Raw genomic sequence first — 18671 nt, 5'->3', positions numbered from 1 at the left:
TGTCATCGGTAGCCCCATCCAACTTCAATTAAGCGGACTCTGCTTCTGCGACAATTTCAGCTGTGCTTTCAATCCCCATCATGCTGTTGTAGTGTTCTTCGAAACCAGTTTCTACAAATATCTGTTTAAATTTCTCAATGTATTTTTCTGCATTTATCTTTTCAAAATCAGCTAGGTTAATCGAATCAGAATGGGACTCCCTATTTATATACCTAAATAGAGGCTTAAAATCTGACTCCGTTTGCCCTAATTGCTTCAAGGTTTGCTTTAGCGACTCTTTCTTATGAACAAAATTGAAGTAGTGCTCCAGTATATTTCTCATTGCGTTGGGCAGCATGTGTGCGTAGCTTGGATTAGAAGTGCTGTCTTTGACGACTTGCCAATACATCTGGTAATCATTTTGAAGTTCATCCCTCTTTAAATCATGTACGAGGCTAAACCTCGATTTGGCAACTCTAAACAGTTTATATCCAGCAGGACATTTGTTAGATGCGTTCTTGAGCATCAGTAATTCGTGGAAAAAGAATAGGTTATGGGTCAATAGGAAAACTTGTTTGAAGTCTTCGCTAAAGACTTTGTGATGTATTAGGGCTGCAATGTCATAGACGTAGTTGTGTGACAAGCTTGAAATAGGATCATCAATTACAACGATTCGGTTGTTCAGCAAAACAGGAGAGGATTCGTTTGTTGAACCTGAAGCACACTCTAGGAAGTAAAGAAAGCTAATGAGTGTCTTTTCTCCTTCACTAAGAGTGTTATATACATCAACACTTTCACCTGTAGGACGGGCAATTTTGTAACGTTGCTGGTCGTCTGCTGCTTTAACAATTTTAAAACTGTGTATACCTAGCTCAGCAAGTTGTTGATTGATGTTGTTTATCGATGAATCAATGTTGGTTATTTTTTTCTGATTTTCAGTGATGATATTTCTTTGAGTATTCTTTTGGCTATGAAACAGCTTGATATCATCGGATATTTGTTTTACTTCACCTTGAAGGTCATTAACCTTTTGATCTGAAGCTGCGATAAGCGCACTAAACTGCCCATTCAGGTTTATCCAGAACTCCGAAGCTATTCGTTCCAAATGGCTTTTCTTGTTTCTAATTTTATCGTTGAATAAATCTATGTCTCTTTGTATTTCGGCTATCGCAATATTAACATCTGCCACTAGATCACTTGTATCGGTAAGCGAAACTACCGTACTCGGATTTCTGATTTTGAGGTCAATTTGAGACAAGTTGGTTGATAATTTTTCAAGTAGTAACTTTCGCTTATCTGCGAAGCCATATGTAATTACATCGTCTTCAAAAGTGTATTCTGGAGCCGATAATTTGCTCTCAATATCCTCAACTAAAGCTCTGTAACTGTTAGATAACCCTTCTATCTGGCTGACTTTTTGGGAGTATGTATCATCAAACAGTTGATTGATCGCTTCAGTAATCGATGAGCTTAACTCTTGCTGACAGAAAGGACACGGATTATCGGGCTTCATGTATTCTAGACCTGATTTTACCCAGTCAGAATTGCCCAGTTGTTCGACTAGGTCGGATAGATATGAGTCCGTAGATCCCACGATAACTTGAGTCAAAATCGGATCATTTTCAAAGTTACTGACATCAAAATTAATCTTGGGTACGCTTGGAAGTAGACTACCGTCTTGTCCAGATAACTCACGAGCCTCTTTTTGCAGTGATTCAATTGTAGATGTGACACTTCCACTACTTGATCTTACCTTTTTCAGAAAGCCAACTTTGTTTCTCCGTAAGCCATCTAAACAAAAATCTAGTGCACTATTTTCATATATGGTTTTTGCTTTCCAGACAGATTCCTTTAGTGAGGTCTCTTCATTCTCTATGTCATTTTTTTTGTGACTTATCTTTGTTTCGGAAACTTCGATGTTTTGACTTAAGTGAGATGTATTCTCTGCTGCTTCTTCAATCGCTTGTTCGGCTTCTTTGTTTTCTTCGCTCAGAGTGAAAACACCCTGAAAGTCGGGAATTTCATAGAAGTTGCTACGTATAAAGTCTTGATTGTAAACCAAGATATCTTCATCCAACTTATTAGGCTGAATGGAACAGTTTCGGTATTCTGGTAGTTCAGGAGAATGTAGAAATTTACCTATTGTAGACTTACCTGAACCATTTAAGCCATAGAGCAGGTTTATCTTCTTGCTGTCAGTTTGAATAACCACTGGCGAAGTTGGTGAGTAACTAGCTACACCTTTTAATGTTATGGTGTTAATCATTTTTAACTCTTTTATAATTTAACGCATATTTGCAATCAGTTGCATTCTTATGCTTCTCACCTCAAAAAGCCGTGACGTAGATCAGCTCCTGTGCTTTTGGTATTTACGCAGAATGAACGCAATATTTTATCTAGTCCATAACTAACTAAATTTAGTAAATTGCGTAATTAACTTTTGTCCAATTATACTCCATTAAACTCACATAGCCCCTCGCACGCTTCGCTACTTCGCTTTTACAGCACTGTAGTAAGGAATAATTTGGCTACCGTAATCTAAGTCCACTTAACGCACTAGCTATTGTCCTCCCCTGCCACACCTCAAAACTTGGGTTGTTCTCACCGTTCTCATGACTACGATAACGTTTGTCTCGGTTAAGTTCTAACCTATAACGATTAATTACATTTGCGCCCTTGTTAAAACTTTAATTGCCCTCATATTTTCCATACAATCATCAGCGATTATAAATAAAAACGAATTCAACCTCGGAGTCCTCATGAGCGACGTAAAGCATTGTAATTTATTGATTCTTGGTTCTGGCCCTGCCGGCTACACTGCTGCTGTTTACGCAGCTCGTGCTAACCTAAACCCAGTTCTTGTTACCGGTATGCAGCAAGGTGGTCAATTAACAACAACCACTGAAGTTGAAAACTGGCCTGGCGATGCAGAAGGCCTAACAGGTCCAGGGCTTATGGAGCGTATGAAAGAGCACGCCGAGCGATTTGAAACTGAAATCCTATTCGACCACATTAACGAAGTTGATCTATCAAAGCGTCCTTTCACACTAAAAGGTGACTCAGGTGAGTACACTTGTGACGCATTGATCATCTCTACGGGTGCTTCAGCGAAATACCTAGGTCTTGAATCTGAAGAAGCATTCAAAGGCCGTGGCGTATCAGCGTGTGCTACATGTGATGGTTTCTTCTACCGCAACCAGAAAGTTGCAGTAGTTGGTGGCGGTAACACAGCCGTTGAAGAGGCACTTTACCTTTCAAACATCGCGTCTGAAGTTCACCTAATCCACCGTCGTGACACATTCCGCGCAGAGAAGATCTTGGTTAAGCGTTTAATGGACAAAGTTGAGAACGGTAACATCGTACTTCACACAGACCGCACGCTAGACGAAGTTCTTGGTGACGATATGGGCGTTACAGGCGTTCGCATTAAAGATACTCAGTCTGACAAGACAGAAGATATCGACGTAATGGGCGCGTTTATCGCTATCGGCCACCAGCCAAATACTGGCATCTTCAAAGGCCAACTAGAAATGAAGGACGATTACATCATCGTACAATCTGGCCTAGAAGGTAACGCGACACAAACCAGTATCGAAGGTGTGTTTGCTGCGGGCGACGTAATGGATCACAACTACCGTCAAGCTATCACATCAGCGGGTACAGGCTGTATGGCGGCACTTGATGCGGAACGTTTCCTAGACGGACTGACCGATAAGTAAAACCTCAGTTTTCAATTTTGCCGATTGGCACGCTAAATACTGAGTTTAAATACACTTTGTTATAATTCCCTAGAACCCCGTGGTATATCCACGGGGTTTTCTTTTGTATACTAGCCGCCCTCAACCGAATAATAATTATCATTAAGCCTTCATAATGGATAAGAAAAAACAACGCAGCTTGAATAAATGGCTTAAGCAACAAAGCGGCCTCGCAAAGCGCTGGCTCATGATTGCTATTGGCCTTGGCGTACTTTCAAGCGTGTTCTTGGTGGCTCAAGCTGCCCTTCTCGCCTCTATTCTTCATCAACTGATTATCGAACATGTCGATAAATCTGAGTTAGTCGGCCATTTTGCTGGTCTGGCTCTGTCGGTTGTTGGTCGAGCTGGTTGTACTTGGGGGCGAGAGATCGCCGGTTACCGTTGTGGTGAGCAAGTTCGTGTTTATATCCGTCAGCTGATTCTCGATAAGCTTCGAGAGCTTGGCCCAGCCTACATCAAAGGCAAGCCAGCAGGCACATGGGCAACGCTGCTTCTAGAGCAAGTCGAAGACATGCAAGACTTCTTCTCGCGTTACCTGCCTCAGATGTCTCTTTCGGTGATGATTCCGTTCGTTATCTTGGTGGTGGTGTTCCCAGTGAACTGGGCAGCGGGTCTTATCTTCCTAATCACTGCACCACTGGTTCCAATCTTTATGGCACTGGTAGGTATGAAGGCAGCCGATGCCAACCGCAAGAACTTTAAGGCGCTGCAACGATTGTCTGGTCACTTTTATGACCGTCTTCAGTCAATGACCACGATTCGCCTATTTGACCGCACATCAGCGGAAACAGAAGTGCTACACGGTGCATCAGAAGTGTTCCGTACGCGCACTATGGATGTACTAAAGATCGCTTTCCTATCTTCTGCGGTTCTAGAATTCTTCACGTCGCTTTCTATCGCGATGACTGCGGTTTACTTCGGTTTCACTTACATTGGTGAGCTGAACTTCGGTCACTACGGTGCTGGGGTTACTCTATTCGCAGGTCTATTTATTTTGATTCTTGCGCCTGAGTTTTACCAACCTCTGCGCGATCTGGGTACCTTCTATCACGCGAAGCAGCAAGCTGTAGGTGCTGCAGAGAGCATTGTTGAGTTCCTAGAAACAGACATCAACAAAGTAAAATCGGGTGATACGCAGCTAAACAGCGACGCTGGAATATCCATTGAAGCTCAAGACCTTAAAGTGTTGAGTCCAGAAGGTGTTCAGTTAGTTGGTCCTATCAGCTTTGCGCTTAATACTCAGCAATCCACTGCCCTTGTAGGCCCAAGTGGTGCGGGTAAAACGAGTCTGATCAATGCCATTCTTGGTTTCATGCCATATGAAGGAAGCTTGAAAATCAATGGTGTTGAGTTGAGGGAGCTTGATCTTGCGTCTTGGCGTAAAGCAATTAGCTGGGTTGGTCAAAACCCACTGCTGCTGCACGGCACCATCCGTGACAATGTCACGCTAGGTAAACAGGACATCAGTGATCAAACTGTTCAACAAGCGCTAGAGCAATCTTTCGCGGATGAGTTTGTTCAAGAGCACGGACTAGATTACATGATCTCGGATCGCTCTGGAGGCTTGTCTGTCGGTCAGTCTCAGCGTTTGGCACTTGCTCGTGCGATGATTCAAAATGGTCAATTCTGGTTGCTGGATGAACCAACTGCCAGCCTAGATACGCGCAGTGAAAAACTGGTCATGCAAGGCATCAACAACCGCATCCAAAACAACACTGCCCTACTCGTGACGCACCAACTTGCGCCGCTGCAATCGGTAGACAACATCCTAGTTCTGCGCGACGGTACGCTCGTAGAGCAAGGCAACTTCAATGAACTGTCTCAGTCTGGCGGTCTGTTTGAAGAGATGCTAAACGCGAATTTGGCTCAACAAGATAATGAGGGTAATTTAGATGCGTGATTTACTGCCTTACCTGAAACTATATAAGAAACATTGGTTTGGGCTGTCTTTGGGCATGCTACTAGCCTTCTTAACCTTAGCCGCTTCTATCGGTTTGTTGACTCTGTCTGGTTGGTTCATTTCTGCTTCTGCGGTTGCTGGTCTGACGATCGCTCGTGAAACCTTTAACTACATGTTGCCAGGTGGTGGCGTGCGTGGTCTTGCAATGAGCCGTACCGCTGGCCGTTGGGGTGAGCGTGTGGTGAGCCACAATGCGACCTTCAAGCTGTTGACTGACCTACGTATCTTCTTCTTCAAAAAGCTAGCACCGCTGATCCCAGGTCGTATTTCAAACCTGCGTGATGCTGACCTGCTGAACCGCTTGGTTGCTGATGTGGATGCGATGGACCATGTCTACCTGCGACTAGTAAGCCCTGTGACTGTGGGTGTGTTGGGTATCTTCTTCCTAACAGCATTTTTAATGTGGTTTGATAGCTCTCTAGGCTTAATCTTAGGCTCTATCCTATTGATCATGTTGATCATCTGGCCGGTATTGTTCTACAAGCTGGGTCAACGCAACGGTGGCGAGCTAACTCAGAACAAAGCAGAGCTACGTGTTACAACATTGGATTGGATTGAAGGCTACAGCGAACTAACGCTATTTGGCGCTGAAGAACGCTACCGCAATGCGATTCTGAACACGCAACAAAAGCTCATGGCGAACCAGTTCGTTAATGCCAACCTAACGGGTATGGCTTCAGCGGCATTAATGCTGTTCAACGGTTTAACTTTAGTGTTGATGTTATGGCTTGCTGCAGACGGCGTTGGCGGCAACGCACCAGACCCACTGATCGCGTTGATGGCGTTCGCAACAATGGCGAGCTTTGAACTGCTAATGCCTATCGCTGGCGCGTTCCAACACTTGGGTCAAACATTAACTTCGGCGCGTCGCTTGAATGAAGTGATTTTGTCTGAACCAGAAGTACAGTTCAGCGATAACAGGCTTGATATTGACCAGCCGTTGGATATTCAATTCAACGCGGTTTCATTCCAGTATCCAGATTCTGAGCGCACGGTATTGAACTCGGTTGACCTATCGATTCCGGCGAACAACAAAGTAGCGATTGTCGGCCAAACAGGTTCAGGTAAGTCGACTTTGATTCAGTTGCTGACTCGCTATTGGGATCCAAAACGTGGCGTGATTTCTATTGCAGGTATCGACCTAACCCAATGGAATGAGAGCCAGCTACGTGAGTCGATTAGTGTGGTAAGCCAGCGTGTTGATATCCTCAACGGTAGCCTGCGTGACAACCTACTGATTGCCAAGCCGCAAGCTAGCGACGAAGAGCTACAAGGTATCTTGTCGAGCGTTGGCCTTGAGAAACTGCTTGAAGACAACGCACTCGATGCATGGCTCGGAGACGGAGGTCGTCAGCTTTCTGGTGGCGAGAAGCGTCGTATCGGCATTGCACGTGCCATTCTCCACGATGCCCCTATCCTACTGTTGGATGAGCCTACCGAAGGCTTAGATAAGCAGACAGAAAAAAGCATCATGGCGCTGTTTGAGCAGCACTTCGAAGGCAAGACGGTTATCTTCATTACTCACCGTTTGATTGGACTAGAGAAGATGGATTCTATCGTCTTGATTGAGCAAGGTGAGATTGTAGAACAAGGCTCCCATAGTGAGCTGCTATCGGGTGAAGGTCGTTACTTCCAACTTCGACAAGCTATCTAAAACAGCGTCTCTTTTCTCAAGATAAAACGACAAAGCCCGAGCACAATGTACTCGGGCTTTTTGTTACCTCTCATTTGACCATCCTGCGATGGCGTTTTCGCTCCCTAATCGTCGTTCCATTTTCACGAGAAAGTATAAAGATGCTTCTTAAAGCAACGACTGCAACGACATCGCCACGAATTGGGGTAACGCAATCGCTGCAATACCGTTCGTCTTACTCTTCTAAGCACACTCTCCAATCGACACTTTTCGCACACCCTCACGATATACATATTATGTTGATAAGGTCTCAAACCACTCTTTCTCACTCATATCTAAAGTCTTTCTACACGGTTGTTTTTCTAATTGTCACTTTAGGTATACAAGGTAAGGTGTTCTATTCAGACTCAGTCACGTCAGTATTCGCTGATGACTATCTCTGTTGACGGGTAAATTACAATGGCGCATTTCCCAAGTCCTAACAAAAACGACACCAATATAAAAAGTCTTTGGTCACTGAACATCGCCACCAAATATGATGATCGAGAAAAGGTAATCAAGGCGCTATTTCGAAAAAGAATGTTGATAATCAACCGCTTGAAACCGTTAATAGGAAATAAAGATATTAATAATTAGAACAACGAGTTAGGTATTCTTTTCCACAAAAAGAAACAAGCCTAATCGCTGTTTGAATTTGCGAGATGTGAATTATTTGGAATCAATTATATTTTTGTTTATATCGAAATTTTCGCGCTCACTACACTGGTGTTCTTCTACTGTTTATCAACCAAAGGAAAACCATTGTGAAATTCAACCGCACAACCATTGCTAACCTAAGCGACCTATTTAAGTCATCAAAAAACAAGCTCAAACTGACTAAACACAACGCTCTGTTTTTAATGAGTGCACTGGCTATATCATCAACAGTTGAAGCTGGCCAGTTCTCAACAACCAGCGATAATGCACCCACTGGTAGCAATCAGACATTAACTATGTTCCAAGACACCACCTTTAACTTAGTGGGCGAGTCACTGTCTGTAGGAGACAAACTTCCATCAGTAGCGTTAATGAGCAACACAAACCAAGCGTATGACACGTCTGCCGAGAACAAGAACGTTCGTATTTTTAGCGTGTTGGCTTCTGTCGATACCCCAGTTTGCGACCAGCAAATTCAAGATCTTTCAAAGTTCGTAGAGAGCAACAAGCAGCTGCTTGCCGACATTGATTTTGTTGGGTTAAGTGCTGACACGACTTTTGCGTTAGATCGCTTCAAGAAAGAAAAGAGCCTGTCTGATGACTTGTTGCTACTATCAGATGCAAAAGACCACGCATTTGGTTTTAAGACGGGTACACAAATTAACGAGTTAGGTTTACTTACAAGAACGACATTCGTTGTCGATAAGAACAACACCATCGTATACCTACAACGTGTTCCTGAACTGACAACCATTCCAGATCTTGAAAAAGCGGTTGAAGTAGCCAAAAAGCACCTATAAGCGCAGAACCCGATCAATTTGGCTGGCTCGCTGTTCAGTTGAGCTGGCCATCTTTGCTGACGTTTCATTACATTGTCATTACAACCCCTTACCGAAGGCGACTATAAATTCTTGTAGAGTTTAATTTCATCCCTATCAATAACGACAATGAATCATGAAATACGCTTCTGCTTTATCAACGCTTCTAATCCCGATGTTGCTCACAGCTTGTGGCAGCGAAGAAAGTAACAAAAACACACCAACTCCAGCACCCTCAAAGCAAATTGACGCTCGTGACCCAGTCGCAGTCGCTAAGCTTGGAAAGGATTACACCTTACAACTGGCTGTCAGTTCATTCCAATTGAACAGTAATAAAGACTTCAATATCGATATCACGCAGTATGCCGAGAAAACCAACACTACAGGCACGTTTGCTCAAGTTCATGGCATACCAGAGCGAAACTACAAAACGATGAGTGATGCCGATGTGTCATTCAATGTCACGGTCAAAACAGATAAAGGTGAAGAGTACCAACTGACTCATTTCAATCTGTATTACGAGAACTTTAACAGCACTTCAGTACCTGAAAAGTTAGCCCTGTCCACTGTTGAACAAGACGCGAAAAACGTGACACTATGGAAGCAGCAATCGAATATTCTGATCAACCAAGATTTCGTTGAAGCTAATATGGGTGTGATGTTTGACCTCGATTCAATGAGACCGATGAACTTATACGTACGATTGGGCGAAACTCTAAGTAATGGTGTTCAATTCTTGCCGTATTCTGCGGAGAATACAGAAACTGGCTATAGCAAGATCTCACATACCAACTGCACAGCGATTGAACCGACATCTAAAGTATTGAGCGATATTGGCATCCTTCAAAAAACTTGTGTTAACGCTCATGGCTACCAGATTCCGCTTATCATTGAAGACAAGTCTAAGATGCACACCGAATCAAAAGTGGCTCATGTGAAAGCGGTTATGAGCTTCTTCCTAGATAACATGAATAAAGAGATTGCAGAGGCGGTTTATCAAAGTAAAGCATCGATGGCTTTCTTCTATGATGAGTCTTGGGATGAGCGTTTAGACGCACACATGGATGAGTTGGAAGGCAACTACCGCTTCCAAGATCTGTTTGCGACCGAAACCACTGAGTCGACGAGTGAAGAGACCAAACCGAACCTAACTGGTCGTGATGCGGCATTTGAAGAAATCCTTCATTTTGTTCACGACTATGGTGTGATGAAAGTTGCTGTAAGCAAACCAACATCAGTTTGGGCAACTATGCAGAAAGAGTTGGACACCCTGAACGCAGCAGCAATTCGCAATGGCACTTACTACCCAAATCTTAAAGACGCAAACATCGTTGAAGCCGACCTAGATGCGGAGTCATACGACCAAGAGTACCTTGCTTATGCGCTTTACGCTTACTACGACATCAACCCGAAAGGTCACACGTCTCAAGAGTATAAGGCGTCTACTTACAGTGAGTTAGTGAGTCTTGATCCGGAAATGGTTAAGTTCTTAGAGAAGCACTTCCCTTCTAGAGCCGACTTCAAAACTCAATTCCCGGGTTACCCTAATAACTAATGGAATCGTGCACCAACCAATCCGAGCGCTCGTCGCTCGGATTTTTTCATCAAGCCGGTATTTAGCCACTTCAGCTCATCAGAAATCTACCCACCCTCAACGGATATTATTTGCTAACAAATATAAAGCAATGAGTTGCTTATAATTCTGGCTGTAGCACATTTCTATGATCAACTTTCGAAGATAATACGTATCGATCGTTTTTAAGGAATAACCTCCCCCAAAAACAATAATGGAGAACAACGTATGTCTTTACGATTAATCGCAACCACCGTCGCTCTTATTGGTGCGAGTTTTACTGCCCAAGCGTCTGAATGTGAAGTATCAATTGATGCTAGCGACCAAATGAAGTTTTCAACGGATACCCTAAGCGTTCCAGCTAGCTGTAAAGAGGTGACACTAACGCTAAACCACACGGGCTCTATGCCAGCACAATCAATGGGACACAACGTCGTAATCACTGATACAGCATCAGTTCAAGCCGTCGGCATTGATGGTATGTCTGCTGGTCTAGACAACAACTACGTAAAACCGGGCGATGATCGTGTATACGCGTTTACACGCATTATTGGTGGAGGCGAATCCGCTTCTGTCACCTTTAGCACAGAGAAAATGCAGGCTGGTGGTGACTACTCGTTTATCTGCTCTTTCCCAGGCCACTGGGCAATCATGAAAGGCAAGTTTGAGTTTAAGTAATCAGCTAACAAACCGATTCAGAAAGTAGATACTAAAAAGCCCCAACCTAAATCTAGGTTGGGGCTTTTATTTTATTGGGTTCGATTACAGCTTAAAGCGGCTGATTTCGTTCTCTAGTTCATGAGAAAGTTCAGACAGCTGAGCCGCTTGTTCTGCCGCTTGGTGTGCTTCGTCAGCTAGCTCGTTTGACACGTCACGGATGCCTTCAGTGTTACGAGTAATCTCAGACGTTACCGATGCTTGCTCTTCAGCAGCAGAAGCGATTTGCGTCGCCATATCACTGATACGTTCAACCGCTGCGTGAATCTGCGTTAGGCTCGCAGCCGCAGAGTTTGCGTCATCTACGCTGGTTTCAGCAAGAGAACGGCTATCGTTCATAATGCTAACCGCTTTACCCGTTGTGCCTTGTAGCAGTTCGATAGTTTGCTGGATTTCTTGCGTAGAGCCGTGTGTACGTTGGCTCAGAACACGTACTTCATCAGCTACCACAGCAAAACCACGGCCTTGCTCACCTGCACGTGCCGCTTCAATCGCTGCGTTCAATGCAAGAAGGTTCGTTTGCTCTGCGATGCCTTGAATGTTCGAAAGAATCGCGTTGATGCTGTTACCGTGCTCTTCTAGCTCAAGAATAACGTTAGTCGCTACTTGAACTTCTTGCGCAAGGTTTTGAATCGAGCTTTGAGTTTGAGTCACTTGGCCTGTGCCGTGCTCACACGCACCTACCGCTTCAGAAGAGTTCTGTGCCGTGTGGTCCGCGTTACCTGCGATCTCCTGAGTTGCTGCTGCCATTTCATTTACAGCGGTCGCAACCATGTTGATCTCGTCTTGTTGCATCTGGATACGAGCACTACGCTCTTCCGCTTGTGACGCTGTTTGACGAGCTTGATTCGCCAAAGAAGCCGATACTTCACTCAGTTTAAGCACCATGGTGTGCATGTTGCCCACAAAGCGGTTGAAGTTCTCAGCCAGTTGACCAATTTCATCATCGCTCTTAGGTTCAAGGCGTTGAGTTAAATCGCCTTCACCTGATGCAATTTCTTCTAGAGCAAGAGATACGCGGTTTAGATCGCGGAATAGGAAGCCCACTAACCAAGATACCAGTGCGATAACGACTAGAGTGATAACTACAGCAGTCGTGATCAGCTGAGTAAGTAGTGTTGAGTGGCTCGCTTCTTCAGTTGCGCGATCCATTTGAACAGCAAAGATCCAGTTCGTGTCTGGTACCTTAGTGAAGTAAAGCAGCTTCTCTTTACCACGCTCATTAATGATCTCGATGCTGCCCGTGCGAACTGCGTTCTCAATAGTCGACATAGAGATATCGTTAGACAGTTGGCTTACTGGCTTCAGGCTCAGTGCAGAATCCGGGTGTGCTAAGAATGTACCGTCTGTTGCATCGATCAACATTGCGTATGCGTTGTCACCCACATCAAGGCTAATTACGTCGCTAACCAGTTGATCAATCAGTACGTCAGCTCCAACAACACCAACAAATTGACCATTCTTACGTACAGGTTCAGCAATCGTTACTAGAAGCGCTTTAGTGATCGCATCTGTGTAAGCCGTTGTGATGATCTGCTTGCCTGCAGCGTTTGCTTCTTGATACCAAGGGCGCTGACGCGGATCATAACCTGCACGGTTACGCTCTGGGTGAGAGCGGTACATACCACCTTCTGGTGTACCAAGGAAAATATCGTCAAAGCCACCCGCTACGCGAGCTTGTTTTAGGTACGGGACTACATCGCTCTCTTGCGAAAAATCATTAAATGCAGATGCAATGTCTCTACGAATATCAATCCAATTTTTAATACCTTCAGAAGCCGCTTCCGATACGCTTTCTGCTCGCATGTAAATACCGCTGCGAGTTTGTTCAAATAGTTGGTTTGCAGAGAGCCATGTCAACGCAGTTGCCATAACTACCACTGCTGATAAGCTCGCGCCTATCAACTTTTGCTTTAATGTTAGTTTCATTCTTAGTACACAAGTGGTTGGAAAACCCGCGCATACTAACCAAATTAATAACTAAGTTCGAGTGGTTTTAACAAATAAATGCCTAAAATAACGCCACAAGATTCATAGCGTTATTTTATGACAAAAGCTTGTCACTTCGCCAAATTTATAACGCTCAAATCGGTCTTTTTTGTCCCATAAAGCCCTTATATTTTGTGTATAAAAAAGGCGAAAGAGCATCACTCTTTCGCCTCATATTTAGATCAAAAATCTATATTTCGTTACAGATTTACCAGATCAATTAACGTTTCTCCGTACGCATACCCATCAGTAGGCTTAAACACATCAGCAGTAGAATAAGCGTAAACGGAAGAGCCGTTGAAATCGCACCCGCTTGCAGTGCTTGTACCGCTTCTGTGCCACCAACCCAAAGTAGCGCCACCGCAATTGCACCCTCTAGGAACGCCCAGAACACACGCTGCGGTACCGGAGTATCAACTTTACCACCTGCAGTGATGCTATCGATTACTAACGAACCTGAATCCGACGACGTGATGAAGAACACAAGTACTAGAATCACGGCAATAATTGAAAGCAGCGTACCAAACGGCAGCACATCAAACATCTGGAACATCGCTAGTGAAATATCAGTTAGACCTTCTGTACCTAGTTGACCAATACCGTTCACAATTTGATCAATCGCTAAGCCACCAAATACTGACATCCAGATGATAGTTACTGTCGTCGGAACAATCAGTACTGCTGTGATAAATTCACGAACGGTACGACCTTTAGAAACACGTGCGATGAACATACCTACAAATGGTGACCAAGAGATCCACCAAGCCCAATAGAATACCGTCCAGCCATGTAGCCAAGCTTCATCTTCACGACCGTGTGGGTTACTCAGTGGAATGATGTTCTCAATGTACGCCATCAATGTAGTTGGAATAGAGCCGAGCGTTACTGCATAGCCAATCAGACCAACCAAAATCAATAGTAAGAACGCCACTAGCATGTTGACGTTACTGATGACTTTTACACCACCGTCGATACCACGCAGTACCGAAACAACGGCAAGCAGAGTCACGACGCTGATAACGATCACTTGCAGTGATAGTCCAGCTTCAATACCAAATACATGTTGGATACCTGATGCAGCTTGCTGCGCGCCTAAGCCAAGAGATGTAGCTAAACCAAACAGCGTTGCCAGTACCGCTAAGATATCAACGATGTGACCAGCCCAACCCCATGCGCGGTCGCCTAAAATCGGATAGAAGATAGAACGAATCGAAAGCGGAAGACCTTTGTTGTAGGTAAAGAATGCTAAAGACAGAGCAACCACACCGTAAATAGCCCATGGGTGAAGCCCCCAGTGGTACATAGTTGCACCCATCGCCAAGCGTGCTGCTTCTGGTGTATTAGGCTCAACGCCAAGCGGCGTCTCATACCAGCCAGTGAAGTATGCTGCTGGCTCTGCCACACTCCAGAACATTAGACCAATACCCATACCTGCGGCGAACAACATTGCCAGCCAAGACATGAATGAGTAATCAGCCGTTGCGTCGTTACCACCTAAACGAATCTTACCAAACGGAGAAACGATCAAGCCTAGGCAGAAAATAACGAAAATGTTGCCAGACCAGATGAATAGCCAATCGAACGAGTTGATGATTTGCCATTTAACACCGTCTAGTGCCGCCTTAGCCGACGCGGTATCCGTAACCAATATCCCAATTAAAAACAGCGCAATAAGACCTGCGCTAATACCAAAAACAGGGTTGTGAACATCAAAACCCCATTTTTGTACGTTATCTTGACCTACCGTGTAATCGGTACTGTCAATACTGTATTTATCTATACCTTTAGTCATTATCCCTCTCTACGGGGTACTACTAATTTAGTAATATCCCTAATCATATTGTGACTAAATAAAACAAACCAGAACACTCAATCCAAGCAGAACAAGTTCGTTGTCACAGCAATTCAAATACTTGGATGACTGAAGTTTAGCAGGTTAAGCTGTTGTTTTCAGTAAACCATAGGCAGTTCGCTGAGTTTTCACTCAAATGTAACCAATTTACTCGAGTTTATGACCAAAAAAAGACCGAACACGTCGGTCTATTGATTTAAATTACTTTCAGGTCAAAGTATTTTTATGCTTAAAAAGCACTTTATAAGCGCAATAATTAGGGAGCGATCATTCAACAAGACCGGAGTTAACCGCGAATTTCGCCAGCTCAGCGGTCGAATGAATGTCCAATTTGTGCTTTATGTTTTGCCTGTGCGTTTCGACCGTTCGATAGCTAATATCCAACGTCTTAGCGATGGCTTTACTGCTCTCCCCTTTCGCCACCAGCTTCAATACCGCCTCTTCTCGTCTACTCAACGGATTCTTTGCTGTTTGAGTTGGAGTGATAGGCTGAGTGAACAGAGTCTGAGTCACCTTCTCACAGAAATAGGTGGAGCCTTGATTAACGGTCTTAATCGCTTGCACCATTTTCTCAGCAGATATCTCTTTAAGCATGTAACCCACAGCACCCGACTGCATCACTTTCATGATGTATTCGCGGTTGTCGTGCATGGTTAACATCAGCACTTTGATATCCGGCGTCTCTTCTTTAATCAATCGAGTGGCGTCGATGCCATTCATAATCGGCATGCTGACGTCCATCAGCACCACATCGGGTTGTAGGTCTTTCACCACTTCAACCGCTTCTAAACCATTGCTTGCAGACCCAATCACTTCGATCTTAGGCTCTAAGTGCAAACGTGCGATAAATCCATCTAATACCACTTGATGATCATCGACGATCACCACTTTAATTGGTTTATCCATAAACTAATCCATCTAATTTCAATAATACGGTGATCTCTGTGCCGAAGCCCGGCTCACTTTCCAATTCAAATTCACCGCCAATAAACTCGACGCGTTCGCGCATATTGCGCAGTCCAATACCCGACTTGCGCAGTGTTGTGCTGACATCAAAACCAACGCCGTCATCGCGTATAATCAGCTGCAACATACTACCCAAAGGCTGAAGTGCCACTCTCACACTATTGGCACTCGCATGCTTCTCAATATTGGTCAATGACTCCTGAGCAACACGATAAAGTGTTGTTGTCACTTCTGATTTCAACTTTAAACCATTTAAACTGATTGCCGCTTCTGTCTCTATCTGAGAATGTGATTTGAAATCAATCAACAGCGAATTCAGTGCCGCTTCAAGCCCTAAATCATCCAAAGCACTTGGGCGAAGATTGTGAGAAATATGCCTAACTTCGTTAATTGCTGTCATTAACGAGTTCTGGCATTTCTCCAAATGTCTTTTTTGGGTGTCATCATCCAGTTTAGTCCCTAACAGCTCTAGGTGACATTTACTCGACACAAGTAATTGATTTATCCCATCATGAAGTTCGCGAGCTAGATGCTTTTTCTCGTCTTCTTGGAACATCACCGTCTTATGGGCAAGTTCTTTAAGGCTCTTATCTGCAATGCGATGTTCATGCAGGTTAACCGCGAGTGTCAGCACCACAATCACGGCCACGGTGACCGTTACAATAACCACCATAGTGAAGAAAGTGGTTTCGATATTGTTATTAACCGCAGACTGCATATTGGTGACCTCCTGAGAGACATCTTCAATATAGAGCCCGGTTCCTATCATCCAATTCCATTTACTTAGCCACGATGCATAACTCAGTTTAGGGACAATCTCATCGGTCGACGGTTTCTGCCACAGGTAATGGTGAAATCCACCACCACTTCTTGCTTGAGCTAACAAAGACTCAATCAAATAGTTGCCGTTTTCGTCTTGGATATGAAGAAGGTTCTCTCCCTGCAGTTCAGGCATAACAGGGTGAACAAGATTGGTGCCAAACTCATCATAAACAAAGAAATAACCATCTGTGCCGTAGCGCAGTTTGCTGATGATCGCTTTGACGGCGTGCTGAGCTTCGGCTTCGTCCATATCGGGATCGTTGTAGATGTGAGAGATAGCATCAAACGCCAGATCGACCAGGTCCTTTAATGCAGACTCTTTAGACTTAATCAAACTTGAATGGAACAGCTCCACCTCTTTTTCACCCAAGGTCTTGGCTTGGAAAACAGAGATCCAGCTGGTAAGAGCCATCACCAACAACAAGGGTAATAGGCTTAATAGAATCAGTTTCGCTTTTAGAGGCATTTCCACTCCTTGGATACGTCAGCTCTATATGCTTTCATTATTTCGCTCTTTGGCCGAAACAGCCAGTTTCCTTGCAGCTTAGTAAAAACAAAGCCGCCCCTAAGAGCAGCTTTACTTTATCAAGACTTGTTAATTTTATGTAATCAGGCGATCACATTCCGTAGAATTCAGGGAATACCAATAGCGATGCGAGCACCAGTATCTGAATCCCGATAAACGGCATTACACCACGGTAAATATCACGAGTCGTCACACCTTTAGGCGCTACACCTTTCAGGTAGAACAGGCTAAATCCGAATGGTGGTGTTAAGAAAGAGGTTTGTAGGTTCATTGCGATCAAGATTGCAAACCATGTCATGTTGATGCCCATGATCTCAGCAACGGGTGCAATGATTGGTACGATGATGAAACAGATCTCAACAAAGTCGATGAAGAAACCAAGAATCAAAATAACCAACATCGTGATAATCAGGAAGCCCCACTTCTCACCCGGAATTTGTAGCATCCACTCTTCAACTAGGTAGTCACCACCAGTGTAAGTAAACGCCATAGAGAAGGCCGTTGCACCCAACAGGATAGCAAATACCATTGCTGTCACTTTCACTGTCTCTTTTGACGCTTCGTATACCATTGTCCAGCTAAACTGACGGTAAAGTAGCGCTAATACGATAGCACCAGCACCACCAAGAGCGGCTGATTCCGTTGGCGTCGCAACACCCGCAAAGATTGAACCTAGTACCACAACAATCAGAGCTAGAGGCGGAATCACAGCTTTCAGAGCGGTAATAACTTCTTGCTTACGGCTGATGTTATCGTCACTTGGGATCGCTTGCGCTGCTTCAGGGTTCATTTTTGCGTAGATAAGGATGTACAACACATAAGCACCAACCAACACCAAACCCGGCCATACTGCCGCTTGGAAAAGGTCACCAACAGGTACACCAAGCACATCACCTAGCAGAATAAGTACGATAGAAGGTGGGATGATCTGCCCTAGAGTACCGGAAGCACAGATGGTGCCACACGCTAACCCTTTGTCGTAGTTGTACTTAAGCATAACAGGGAGTGAAATAAGACCCATTGCTACCACTGAAGCCCCTACTACACCTGTCGAGGCAGCAAGTAGTGCGCCTACCAAAACTGTCGAGATAGCGATACCGCCTCGTACACCACCAAACAGCTTACCCATGGATTCAAGCAACTGCTCAGCAAGACGAGTCTTCTGTAGAACCAAGCCCATGAACACGAACAGTGGCACCGCCATCAACACCGTGTTTTCCATGATGGATTGGATTCGATAAGGCATGAAGGCAAACATATCCATACCTTCGGCCCACACACCAAAAATCAACGCGATACCACCAAAGGTAAACGCAACCGGGAAGCCAAGTAGCAACGCAAACAAGGCTACAAAAAACATTACAATACCGATCATTTTTGTC

12 protein-coding genes are annotated in these 18671 nt (G+C 44.4%); 6 read left to right on the top strand and 6 right to left on the bottom strand.

What is annotated here, in order from left to right; genetic code table 11:
- Positions 1-28: 28 nt before the first annotated feature.
- Complete coding sequence (locus tag KI743_RS13935) at positions 29-2245, bottom strand: AAA family ATPase (protein WP_285466863.1); 2217 nt, start codon at positions 2243-2245, stop codon at positions 29-31.
- 493 nt (positions 2246-2738) lie between these two features.
- Between KI743_RS13935 and trxB the strand changes: the two genes are divergently transcribed.
- From trxB to azu, 6 genes are all read left to right on the top strand, one after another.
- Positions 2739-3698 carry a thioredoxin-disulfide reductase gene (gene trxB, locus KI743_RS13930; protein WP_032549248.1) on the top strand — a complete coding sequence of 320 codons (960 nt, stop codon included), beginning with the start codon at positions 2739-2741 and terminating at the stop codon, positions 3696-3698.
- Positions 3699-3852: 154 nt separating this feature from the next.
- A complete protein-coding gene (gene cydD / locus KI743_RS13925) occupies positions 3853-5637 on the top strand; it encodes a cysteine/glutathione ABC transporter permease/ATP-binding protein CydD (protein ID WP_285466861.1) in 1785 nt (594 codons plus the stop codon).
- Positions 5630-7351 (top strand): cysteine/glutathione ABC transporter ATP-binding protein/permease CydC, encoded by a 1722-nt coding sequence (gene cydC, locus KI743_RS13920; RefSeq protein WP_285466860.1) that lies wholly within the window; start codon positions 5630-5632, stop codon positions 7349-7351. The genes cydD and cydC overlap by 8 nt, the downstream gene beginning before the upstream one ends.
- A gap of 782 nt (positions 7352-8133) precedes the next feature.
- Positions 8134-8826 carry a redoxin family protein gene (locus KI743_RS13915; RefSeq protein WP_285466859.1) on the top strand — a complete coding sequence of 231 codons (693 nt, stop codon included), beginning with the start codon at positions 8134-8136 and terminating at the stop codon, positions 8824-8826.
- A gap of 154 nt (positions 8827-8980) precedes the next feature.
- Positions 8981-10399, top strand: coding sequence for a hypothetical protein (locus KI743_RS13910; RefSeq protein WP_285466858.1), 1419 nt, complete (start codon positions 8981-8983; stop codon positions 10397-10399).
- A gap of 246 nt (positions 10400-10645) precedes the next feature.
- The gene (gene azu, locus KI743_RS13905) at positions 10646-11095 is read left to right on the top strand and encodes an azurin (protein WP_032549254.1); all 450 of its coding nucleotides are present in this window, start codon (positions 10646-10648) and stop codon (positions 11093-11095) included.
- An 84-nt stretch (positions 11096-11179) separates the two neighbouring features.
- Here azu and KI743_RS13900 read toward each other — a convergent pair whose 3' ends face one another.
- The 5 genes from KI743_RS13900 to KI743_RS13880 form a co-directional block, all read right to left on the bottom strand.
- The gene (locus tag KI743_RS13900; RefSeq protein WP_032549255.1) at positions 11180-13063 is read right to left on the bottom strand and encodes a methyl-accepting chemotaxis protein; all 1884 of its coding nucleotides are present in this window, start codon (positions 13061-13063) and stop codon (positions 11180-11182) included.
- A gap of 280 nt (positions 13064-13343) precedes the next feature.
- Positions 13344-14915 carry a BCCT family transporter gene (locus KI743_RS13895; RefSeq protein ID WP_285466857.1) on the bottom strand — a complete coding sequence of 524 codons (1572 nt, stop codon included), beginning with the start codon at positions 14913-14915 and terminating at the stop codon, positions 13344-13346.
- Between the two features lie 327 nt (positions 14916-15242).
- Positions 15243-15881, bottom strand: a complete 639-nt coding sequence (locus KI743_RS13890; RefSeq protein ID WP_032549257.1) for a response regulator transcription factor — start codon at positions 15879-15881, stop codon at positions 15243-15245.
- Complete coding sequence (locus KI743_RS13885) at positions 15874-17229, bottom strand: cache domain-containing protein (protein ID WP_150872097.1); 1356 nt, start codon at positions 17227-17229, stop codon at positions 15874-15876. The genes KI743_RS13890 and KI743_RS13885 overlap by 8 nt, the downstream gene beginning before the upstream one ends.
- 151 nt (positions 17230-17380) lie before the next feature.
- The gene (locus tag KI743_RS13880) at positions 17381-18664 is read right to left on the bottom strand and encodes a TRAP transporter large permease subunit (protein ID WP_032549260.1); all 1284 of its coding nucleotides are present in this window, start codon (positions 18662-18664) and stop codon (positions 17381-17383) included.
- Positions 18665-18671: the final 7 nt, after the last annotated feature.

Origin of the sequence: Vibrio sp. D420a (assembly GCF_030248625.1) — a bacterium.
Taxonomy (GTDB): Bacteria; Pseudomonadota; Gammaproteobacteria; order Enterobacterales; family Vibrionaceae; genus Vibrio; species Vibrio fortis_A.
Note: the sequence above shows the minus strand (reverse complement) of the source record. Positions and strands in the feature narration are given on the sequence as shown.

Coding starts and splice junctions, on each gene's coding strand:
- KI743_RS13895 (WP_285466857.1), bottom strand. CDS start 14,915: ATGACTAAAGGTATAGATAAATACAGTATTGACAGTACCGATTACACG.
- KI743_RS13880 (WP_032549260.1), bottom strand. CDS start 18,664: ATGATCGGTATTGTAATGTTTTTTGTAGCCTTGTTTGCGTTGCTACTT.
- cydC (WP_285466860.1), top strand. CDS start 5,630: ATGCGTGATTTACTGCCTTACCTGAAACTATATAAGAAACATTGGTTT.
- KI743_RS13885 (WP_150872097.1), bottom strand. CDS start 17,229: ATGCCTCTAAAAGCGAAACTGATTCTATTAAGCCTATTACCCTTGTTG.
- KI743_RS13900 (WP_032549255.1), bottom strand. CDS start 13,063: ATGAAACTAACATTAAAGCAAAAGTTGATAGGCGCGAGCTTATCAGCA.
- trxB (WP_032549248.1), top strand. CDS start 2,739: ATGAGCGACGTAAAGCATTGTAATTTATTGATTCTTGGTTCTGGCCCT.
- KI743_RS13910 (WP_285466858.1), top strand. CDS start 8,981: ATGAAATACGCTTCTGCTTTATCAACGCTTCTAATCCCGATGTTGCTC.
- azu (WP_032549254.1), top strand. CDS start 10,646: ATGTCTTTACGATTAATCGCAACCACCGTCGCTCTTATTGGTGCGAGT.
- KI743_RS13935 (WP_285466863.1), bottom strand. CDS start 2,245: ATGATTAACACCATAACATTAAAAGGTGTAGCTAGTTACTCACCAACT.
- cydD (WP_285466861.1), top strand. CDS start 3,853: ATGGATAAGAAAAAACAACGCAGCTTGAATAAATGGCTTAAGCAACAA.
- KI743_RS13890 (WP_032549257.1), bottom strand. CDS start 15,881: ATGGATAAACCAATTAAAGTGGTGATCGTCGATGATCATCAAGTGGTA.